Source organism: Thioalkalivibrio denitrificans, from assembly GCF_002000365.1.
GTDB classification, from domain to species: Bacteria; Pseudomonadota; Gammaproteobacteria; order Ectothiorhodospirales; family Ectothiorhodospiraceae; genus Thioalkalivibrio_A; species Thioalkalivibrio_A denitrificans.
Map to the genome: position 1 here is coordinate 105,938 of NZ_MVBK01000018.1, position 9,579 is coordinate 115,516.

The following is a 9,579-nucleotide window of genomic DNA, read 5'->3' on the forward strand; positions in this document are numbered from 1 at the left end:
CAGCAGTGTGACAAACAGCGGGATCAGTTGCTGGCGCATGGCACCTGTCCTTGAACCGACTCCGGACGGTCGCGATGGAACAACGTATAGAGTGCGGGGATCAGCAGCAGCGTGATCAGCGTGGAACTCAGGAGACCACCGATCACGGCGCGGGCCATGGGTGCCTGGGCATCGCCGCCTTCCCCGAGCCCGATGGCGAGCGGCATCAGGGCGAGAATGGTGGTGAGCGAAGTCATGAGAATGGGACGAAGGCGGCGGCGCGCGGCCTCGCGCACCGCGTCCCCGACAGTCCATCCTTCGCCACGATGCAGGCGCGCGCTCTGGTCCACCAGCAGGATGGCATTATTCACAGCGATACCCACCAGCATGATCACACCGATCATGGACTGCACATTGATGGTGGAGCCGGTGGCCAGCAGGATACTGACCACCCCGATCAGCGCCAGGGGCACGGACACCATCACGATCAAGGGGTCCCGGAAGGATTCATACAGACTCGCCATGACCATGTACACCAGCGCAATCGCCATAATGAGGGCCAGGGAAAGCTCCGAGAAGGCCCTCTCCTGGTCCTCGACATCGCCGGCAAAGATCACGTCGACATTGCGTGGTATAGGCAGTTCGGACAGTTCGGTCCGGGCGTCCGCCACCACCGAGCCCAGGTCGCGACCCGCGATGTTGGCCGATACCGTGGTGATGCGTTGCTGCTCCTTGCGCTGGATGGTGACGGGACCCGTGCCCGACTCGAAACTCACCAGATTGCGCAGGGATACGGGCTCTCCGTTGCGCCCGGGAAGGGTCAGTCCGAGGATGTCATTGAGCGACAATCTTTCGGCGTCGTGGAGCTGCACCCAGATACGGGTCTCGGTCCCGCCGGCCCGGAACTCGCCCGCGCCGCCGCCGCTCAGTGCCGTCTCCAGCGTGCGTGCCACCTGAGCGACACTGATGCCCAGATCCGCGGCTCGTGCCCGATCGATCCGAACCAGTTGCTGAGGCTGGGCATCGTCACGGCCCCGGCGCACATCGGTCACACCGTCGATGCCCTGCAGCAGGGACTCGATCTCCATGGCAATCCCGTCGATCTGCAGCAGGTCAAAACCGCGCACCTCCACGGTGAGCCGTTCACCTTCCTCGCCACCCAGGCCGCGAATGACCATGCCCTCGCCGGCGCGCACCCGTACGGTGGCTCCGGGTACGGCGGTGAGATGGCGCCGCAGATCCGCGGCAATGGCTTCGCTTGAACGGTTGCGTTGGGACAGGGGAGCCAGGGCGATCTGGATGCGCGCCCGCGCCGGCGATGTGGCCCACATCCCGGTGGTGCCCACGTTCACCACCGTGCTGCGCAGTTCCGGCACCCGCTCCGCAATGATTCCCTCGACGCGCCTGACCTGGGCATCCATCAGTTCCAGCCGGGTACCGGGTTCCATCTCGATCCCCACCCTGATTTCACCCTCATCCGTCGGCGGCATGAACTCGCTGCCCAGTCGGGGAAGGAGTGTCAATGCAAGCGCAAAAAGCCCGATGCTCACCACGATGATGAACCATCGCTGGCGCAGGTTGACGTCCAGCAAACGCAGGTAGCCGGACTCCAGGGCCCCCACCATGCGCCCCGCGCCAGCCCCCAGCGTGGAGAAGGGCGCGGGCAGGGGACGCGCAACCGTCGTGGCGCGGCGTCCCATGAGCATGGGCACCAGCGTCAGGGCCACCAGCAACGAGCAGAACAACGAGAACGCCACGACGAAGGCCAGCTGCTTGAACAGCACACCCGCCAGTTCCTGCGCAAAAAACATGGGCAGGAAGATGGCCAGTGTGGTCAGCGTGCTGGCCACGATGGCAGCGGAAACATCCCCCGTGCCCTTTACGGCGGCTTCGGCCGGCTCCAGGCGGTCTTCAGCGCGCCGCCTTGCGATGTTCTCGATGACCACGATGGCGTTGTCCACCATCAGTCCGACGCCGAGAGCGAGGCCGCCCAGCGTCATGAGATTGAGGGTGAATCCGCCGAAATAGATGAGACCGAAGGTGGCGATCACGGACACCGGAATGGCTGTCGCCGCCACCAGCGTGAAACGCAGATTGCGCAGGAAGAACAGTAGCACCAGCACGGCGAGGCTGCCGCCATAGAGTATCGAGCGACTGACGTTCTCGATGGAACGCTCGATGTAGCGTGCGTTGTTGATGGGCACGGAGATACTCAACTGCGGGAAGTCCGCGTTGAGCCGCAGCACTTCGCGCTCCACCGCCCTGGCCACCTCGACGGTATTGGCGTCGGATTGCTTGCGTACCGCAAGCCGAATGCCCGGTTCCCCGTTGATGCGGATAATGCGTGTGATCCGGCGATGGGTGTCGCGCACCTGGGCCACCTGGTGAAGCGTTACGGGCGCGCCCTCGCGCACTGCCACCACGGTGCTGCGGAGTTCCTCCAGCGTCTGAAACTCTCCCGGCGTGCGCAGGCGCAGGTCCAGACGTCCTTCCGCGATATCACCGGCCGGAATACTGACGTTGGCATCGCGCAGGGCAGTGCGGATGTCCTCCAGGCTCAGACCCAGCGCCTGCATTCTCTCGGGAAGGACCTCGACACGGACCTCGCGCTGCAGGCCGCCCCACACATCCACCACCGCCACACCCGGTATGCGCTCGAGCCGGGGACGAATGCGGTCGTCGATGATCTCGCGCATGTCTATGGGATCCATGCGTGCGGCCACCCCCACCAGCATGACCGGTGACTGGGCCGTGTCGAACTTGCGCACCCGGGGGCGTTCGGCATTGTCCGGCAGTCTGTTGACGATGCGTTCGAGGCGGTCCCGTATGTCGTTGCTGGCCTCGTCCAGGTTGGCGCCCCAGCCGAACGATACCCGAACATTGCTGCTGCCCTCGGCGGACGTGGACGTGATCTCCTGCACACCCGGTACCGCCGCCACCGCTTCCTCCACCTGGCGGGTCACCAGCTGTTCCACTTCCTCGGGTCCGGCATTGCCGTAAGGCGTCGCCACCGTGATGGTGGGGTAGGTGATATCGGGCAACAGATCGATGGGCAGGCGCAGCAGCGCCATGAGGCCCAGGGTCACCACGATCAGGGTGACCATCACGGTGAAGACGGGCCGGGGAACGGTGAACTGCGCGATATTCATCACCGGGCACCCACGGTATCCACCTGCTCCGGATCCACCAGCTGCACGGGACTCCCGTCGCTCAGAAGGTGCTGGCCCAGTGTCACCACGCGGCCATCCAGTTCAGGGGAACGGATCTCCACCCAGTTGCCATCGCGCACGCCGGTGCCCACCGGCACGAACCGTACCCGGGGACCTTCGTCATCATCCATGATGCGGAATACCCCAGGTGCTCCTCCGCGCTCCACCAGGGCATCCACCGGCACGATGGTGGCGTTTTCAATGTGACGGACCCGTATCGATGCCTCCACGAACATGCCCGGCCGTAGCCGAAGGTCCGGATTGGGCACGTTGATCTCGACGCGGGCCTGGCGCGAGGTTTCCCGGAATTCCGGTGCCAGTCGGGAGACGATGCCGGCAAATGTTTCTCCCGGATAGGCTTCCGTGGTGAGCACGACCTCCTGTCCGGGCCGGAGCCTGGCGTAGTCACGTTCCGTGACGAACACCACCGCCCGCAGCGGATTGGGTTCCACCAGGGCAAGCACCGGCATGTTGGCCTGCAGGATCGCCCCTTCGTCGGCAAAGCGTTCGGCCACCAGCCGTTCGGAATCCTCGCCGTGCCAGACGGCGAACAGTTCCGTGTAGGAGAGACGGATCTGCGCGCCCCGCACGGCCGCCTCGCGCTGGTCGATCTGGGAGCGTGCCAGTTCGACACGCGCCTCCTGCGCCTGGACCTCTGTTTGTGCGGCGTCCAGTTCGGACTGGGAGGCGACGCGCTGTTCGCGTAATTCCCGGGTGCGTGTCAGGGCTCGCCGCGCAGCCTCCAGGGACGCCTGCGCCTCCGACAGACTGGCACGGGCGACAGCCAGTTCGGCGCGCGCCTGCTGAAGTTCCTGTTCGAAAAGCTCCGTGTCCAGGCTTGCCAGGCGGTCTCCGCGGCGCACCGTGTCTCCGATGTCCACGTAGATCCGATCCAGCCGACCGGATACCCGCGGCGTTATCTCGACCCGGCTGGCCGCGGTGAGGGAACCGGTGAAACGCGTCGCCTCGCGGATGTCCCTCGTCTGCACCTCGGCCACCGTGACCGCCACCGCCCGAGTCGAACCCCGGACCGCCGCACCGGGGCTGTTGGCCGGGGAGACAGCCGGATCGTCACCCGGCGACAACCACAACCACAACCCCGCGCCGGCAAGGGCAATCACGATCAGGGGGAGCAGCAATCGATTCATGGGAAATACGTGGGCAGCGGTGCGGATCGCAAGGGCGATACTGACATAAACGCGTGAGACCGTCGCCGGGTTGACCGCCCCTCATCGGGTCGGGGCCGAAGGCCACGCACCCCGGGCGGCCCGCTCATACCCCATCCGGTTCGCCGGCAAGGGATTCCGGGCCAATGCTCATTCGAGACGCCACGGGGCCGCGAGTTCCCGCACGTCATGGAGCAGTGCGGTCCGGTGCGCTCAGCGTTGATCAGGCGGTTTCCTTTTGCGCCTCCACCACGGCGAGCGCGGTCATGTTGATCAGGCGGCGCACCGAGGCGGTTTCGGTGAGGACATGGACGGGGCGGGCGGCACCGAGCAGCACCGGGCCCACGCTGACACCCTGGCCGCTGGCGGCTTTGAGCAGGTTGAACGAGATATTGGCCGCGCCCAGGTTGGGCATGATCAGCAGGTTGGCTTCGCCCTTGAGTTTGCAGCCTTGGTAGATGCGTTCGCGCAGTTCTTCCTTGAGGGCCGCATCGGCGTGCATCTCGCCATCCATTTCCAGCTCCGGATCCATGCGTTCAATCATCCCCCGCGCCAGGCTCATCTTGCGCGCGGCGAGCGACTGGGAGCTGCCGAAGTTGGAATGCGAGACCAGGGCCACCTTCGGCGTCAGGCCGAAGCGGCGCACCTCCTCGGCGGCCATGATCGTGAACTCGGCGATGGTCTCCGCGTCGGGATCCTCGTTGACATAGGTGTCACAGATAAACAGCGTGCGACTGGGCAGCATGAGCACGTTCATGGCGGCAAATGTCCGCCGTCCGGGCGCGAGGCCGATGACGTCCGAGACGTGCTGCAGGTGGGTTGCGTGGCGCCCGGCGACGCCGCAGATGAGCGAATCCGCGTAGCCGTGGCGCAGCAGCATGCACCCGATCAGTGTGTTGTCGCTGCGCATGAGCTGCTTGGCGATCTCGGGCGTGACGCCCTTGCGGCCCATCAGTTCGTGGTAGTCGGTCCACAGCGGCCGGTAGCGGGGATCGGAATCCGGATTCACCAGTTCGAAGTCCTCGCCCGGTTTCAGCCGCAGACCGATGCGGTCAATGCGCATCTGCACGACATCCGGACGACCGATCACCACGGGTTCCGCCAGCCCTTCCTCGAGCACGGTCTGGATGGCCCGAAGCACGCGCTCCTCCTCACCCTCGGCGAACACCACGCGCTTCGGCGCCGCCTTGGCGGCGGCAAACACCGGCTTCATGATGAACCCGGACTGGTAGACAAAGTTGTTGAGGTGATCGCGGTAGCTGCGCAGATCCTCGATGGGCGCGCTGGCCACGCCCGACTCCGTGGCCGCCTTGGCCACCATCGGGGCGATCTTGACGATCAGGCGCGGATCGAACGGCTTGGGAATCAGATATGACGGACCGAAGCGCAGGCCCTCGTCGCTGTACGCCTTGGCCACCAGCTCCGATGGCTCCGCCCGGGCAAGGTCCGCCAGGGCCTTGACCGCCGCAACCTTCATCTCGTCGGTGATGGCCCGGGCCCCCACATCCAGCGCACCGCGGAAAATGAATGGGAAGCACAGGACATTGTTCACCTGGTTGGGATAGTCCGAGCGGCCGGTGGCCACCATGGCGTCGTCGCGCACCTCGGCCACGTCCTCGGGCAGGATCTCCGGATCCGGGTTGGCCAGGGCGAGGATGAGCGGGGAGGGCGCCATCCGGGCCACCATGTCCTTTTTCAGTATCCCGCCCGCGGAGAGGCCCAGGAAGACGTCGGCCCCCTCGATCACGTCCGCCAGCGTACGGGCATCCGTGGCCTGTCCGTAGCGTGCCTTGAACGCGTCCATGCCCTCGGATCGTTCCGTATGGACCACCCCCTGGCGATCCGTCACCCAGATGTTTTCGGGCGAGAGGCCCAGGGTGACGAGCAGGTCCAGGCACGCCAGTGCCGCTGCTCCGGCTCCCGAGGTCACAAGCTTCACCCGGGAGAGATCCTTGCGGGCAAGGGTCATGGCGTTGAGCACCGTTGCCGCCACCACGATGGCCGTGCCGTGCTGATCGTCATGGAACACCGGGATGTTCATGCGCTCGCGCAGCCGGCTCTCGATGTAGAAGCACTCCGGCGCCTTGATGTCCTCAAGGTTGATGCCCCCGAAGGTGGGCTCCAGGGCAGCGATCATGTCCACCAGGCGATCCGGGTCCGACTCGCTCAGTTCCAGGTCGAATACATCGATATTGGCAAATTTCTTGAAAAGAACCCCTTTGCCCTCCATGACCGGCTTGGCAGCCAGCGGCCCCACCGCACCCAGCCCCAGAACAGCCGTGCCATTTGTAATCACCCCCACGAGGTTGCTACGCGCCGTGAGGCGTGCGGCCTGCGCGGGATCGGCCGCGATGGCCCGGGAAGCGGCCGCCACGCCAGGGGAGTAGGCCAGCGCGAGGTCACGCTGGTTGGTCAGTCCCTTGGTGGGTACCACGGAGATCTTTCCCGGGGTGGGGAGTTGGTGGTAGTCGAGAGCGGCCTGGTCGAGGCTGGTCTTGTCCATTAGGGTCCTTTGGAATCGGTATTGCGTGACTTGGAAGTGGCCGGTTTTCTTCTTCCGGAACCTCATTATGGGTGATCCGAAGGATTTAGATAAGTCAGGGGGCGCAGTCGGGTCGGGCACAGCCCCCTCACGGGTCTCCGACGCCCGAATTCATGCCGTTCGCCCTCCGGTTCTGACCGCTCGTCCCGACCCGCCTCAATTCATTGACGCAGGTCATCAATATCCCTGCAATTTGTACCCTATTTTGTGATGGCTCCCTCAGACAAGGAAGGCCATAACCGCCCGTTCAGAGGGACCAAGTGGGCCTTCCAATGACCGTCTTGCCGCGTGTTCGTCGGGGAATCACGGGAGTATGAGCGGCGGTGGGCGGAAAGGGAGCCCGTCAGCAGGGGAGTAGGAGACGACAATGATGATGACGCTTTACAGAAAATGGAACAGACCCGGAACCCGGGTGCCATCCGCCATCCTCATCCTTTGGCTTTTGGCCGTCACGGCCGTGAACGCCCAGGGAACCGGCGATGCGTATCTCGATGCACTCGAGACCGAGGCCCGGGCCATCACGCACCTGGAGAACGCGGAGCGCCTCGATACGTCAGGAGGAACCCGATCCGAGGCCGTGATGGAGCGCAAGTATGTGACGCCCGGCCTGACCATGGAGGAGTTTGAACGGGAACTCGATCAGCGCTTCGGCGGGACCAGCATGATCTATCAAAGGCTGTCGGATGAGGCCAAGCAGTCCATCTACAACGATTACCAGGACGATAACAGGATATCCGTCATTCGGAGGAACGTCGCGTTCTCCCTGTAGGCCACAGGCTGATGGCGGAGCGACTGATAACTAGAGGATCTTGAACGATGAAAAGGCTTTGGAAGCACGTACCGGTAGTTGCAGCTGTCCTGATTCTGGGTGTCTCGGGGGCCACCCATGCCGGAAACCAGGTGCGCATCACCGAGGACAGACCCTACATTTACGTAACACATAATGATCGCCTGGTGCGCGTACAGCGTATCCAGGATGAGCAGCACGAGCTGTCCGGTGGTTTCGCAAGGACATCACGAAAGTGCCCACCGTTCTGCATCACCCCGAAGATCCCCGCACCCGGGGTCAACGCAATGGGCGAGTTGGAACTGTTCGAGTTCCTCCGTTTCACGGTGGACGCCGGCCGCGGACTGCTCGTTGACGCCCGCACCTCCAGCTTCTTCGAACGCGGCACCATACCGGGGTCAGTCAGCATTCCCTTCACCCGCTTCGAAGAAGATCCGGAATCCGACGGAATGCGCGATCTGCTCATCAAGCTGGGGGCGAAACCCGTCAGCGAGCAGAGCCGATCGTGGTGGAATGGCCTGTGGGCCAGGGTGCGAAACATCATCGGGTCCGCCGAGGCGTCGGAGCAGGGTGCCTGGGACTTCAGCGAGGCCAAGGAACTGGCCCTGTGGTGCAACGGTCCCTGGTGCGATCAGTCTCCACGGGCGATCAAGGCGCTGGTCGACCTGGGCTACCCACCCGAGAAGCTCCACTACTACCGTGGCGGGATGCAGAACTGGCAGATGCTTGGTCTGAGCGTCATCCTGCCGGATGTCAGCGAAGTGGCGCAGTGGTGAAGCCCCACGCAGGGGACCCGCTTTCATCAACCCCATGACCTGCTGCGCCCCTCCAGCCACATGGCTGGAGGGGCGCACGTTTTGGTAGCAATTACCAAATAGAGTGCAATATTAATCAATAGGCTATGAGAAGTTATTAACCCTAGTGGTTAAGTGAATGCGGATGAAGCACGGAGCGTGCATTGAGGAGGGGGAGGCCTGCCGACTCACCTGTCTGGTTTAATATCCGATTTAACATAATATACATTATGCGAACTAGACGATGGGGCTGACGCCACCCGATCCCCCGGGATTTCAGGCGCTTGCGGCACCGATCTTCTGGGCTTGTCTATATTTAAACAAAGGGGAAATTCAGGGGGACCGGAAAGCCTGCGCGGGGTGCCGATGCGGGCCCTGCAGCATCCCGAGTACCGGGATCTCAAGGATCTGCGCTGGCGACACCTCGGGCTCAACCTCGAACAGGCGGCCGAGCGCTGCGGGGTGTCTCCCCGGGTGTTCCAGCGCTGGGAGCGGCAGAACAAGGCTCCCGAGCTGGCATTGCGCCTGCTGCGCCTCCTGGGCGGGGAGCTGGGCCTGATCGATCCGGCCTGGCGGGACTTCCACCTTGTGCGCGGGCGGCTGTTCTACGGCGAGGACCCCCGGGGCTATGAGCCGGGTCATGTGGCGCTGCTGTCCTCATTGCTGGCGGATCGGGCTGTGACGGCGGCTGAACGGCGGAAGGGCTGCGGGGCGGGGATTGGCAAGGCCCTGCCGCCAACCCCCGCCCCCGAGGCTTCTGACGGGCTACCACCCTCCTCTCCGGAGTCACCATCGGACTCGTGGCCACGATCGAACTGGAGTCTGGTCGGCCAGTCCACGCCGACCCCCCTTGGAGACCGAGCCCATGCCCGGGCGTCCTCGAAGGGACAAGCTGCCGCGAAAGTCGGGGAACGCGGGCCGAACGTGCTTAACACTGCCTATACATTATGCGAAATATACTCCGGGGCTGACGGCACCCGATCCCCCGCTGGTTCAGGCACAGACCGGGGCATTGCGCCCAGGCACGCCGCGGTGCCGGATCCCATGCAATGGGTTGCTGTTGGCCTTGCGGGGATTCCGTTGGGGACTGTAATTAAATCTG

Annotated in this window: 6 protein-coding genes; 3 read left to right on the plus strand and 3 right to left on the minus strand. The window is 64.2% G+C overall.

Annotation, left to right across the window (positions count from 1 at the left end; translation table 11 throughout):
- Positions 1-23 precede the first annotated feature (23 nt).
- The 3 genes from B1C78_RS03410 to B1C78_RS03420 all read right to left on the minus strand — a co-directional run bounded on the left by B1C78_RS03410 (position 24) and on the right by B1C78_RS03420 (position 6,857).
- On the minus strand, positions 24-3,128 hold the full coding sequence (locus B1C78_RS03410) for an efflux RND transporter permease subunit (protein WP_077277733.1): 3,105 nt from the start codon (positions 3,126-3,128) through the stop codon (positions 24-26).
- The gene (locus tag B1C78_RS03415; RefSeq protein WP_077277734.1) at positions 3,128-4,336 is read right to left on the minus strand and encodes an efflux RND transporter periplasmic adaptor subunit; all 1,209 of its coding nucleotides are present in this window, start codon (positions 4,334-4,336) and stop codon (positions 3,128-3,130) included. The genes B1C78_RS03410 and B1C78_RS03415 overlap by 1 nt, the downstream gene beginning before the upstream one ends.
- Before the next feature lie 241 nt (positions 4,337-4,577).
- Complete coding sequence (locus B1C78_RS03420; protein WP_077277735.1) at positions 4,578-6,857, minus strand: NADP-dependent malic enzyme; 2,280 nt, start codon at positions 6,855-6,857, stop codon at positions 4,578-4,580.
- Positions 6,858-7,308: 451 nt separating this feature from the next.
- Here B1C78_RS03420 and B1C78_RS03425 point away from each other — a divergent pair, with 451 nt between their 5' ends.
- The 3 genes from B1C78_RS03425 to B1C78_RS17735 form a co-directional block, all read left to right on the plus strand.
- On the plus strand, positions 7,309-7,665 hold the full coding sequence (locus B1C78_RS03425) for a hypothetical protein (protein ID WP_077277736.1): 357 nt from the start codon (positions 7,309-7,311) through the stop codon (positions 7,663-7,665).
- A 47-nt stretch (positions 7,666-7,712) separates the two neighbouring features.
- A complete protein-coding gene (locus B1C78_RS03430) occupies positions 7,713-8,459 on the plus strand; it encodes a rhodanese-like domain-containing protein (RefSeq protein WP_077277737.1) in 747 nt (248 codons plus the stop codon).
- A gap of 384 nt (positions 8,460-8,843) precedes the next feature.
- Positions 8,844-9,579: helix-turn-helix domain-containing protein (locus tag B1C78_RS17735; RefSeq protein WP_217697991.1), on the plus strand; the 736-nt coding region annotated here is incomplete at its 3' end.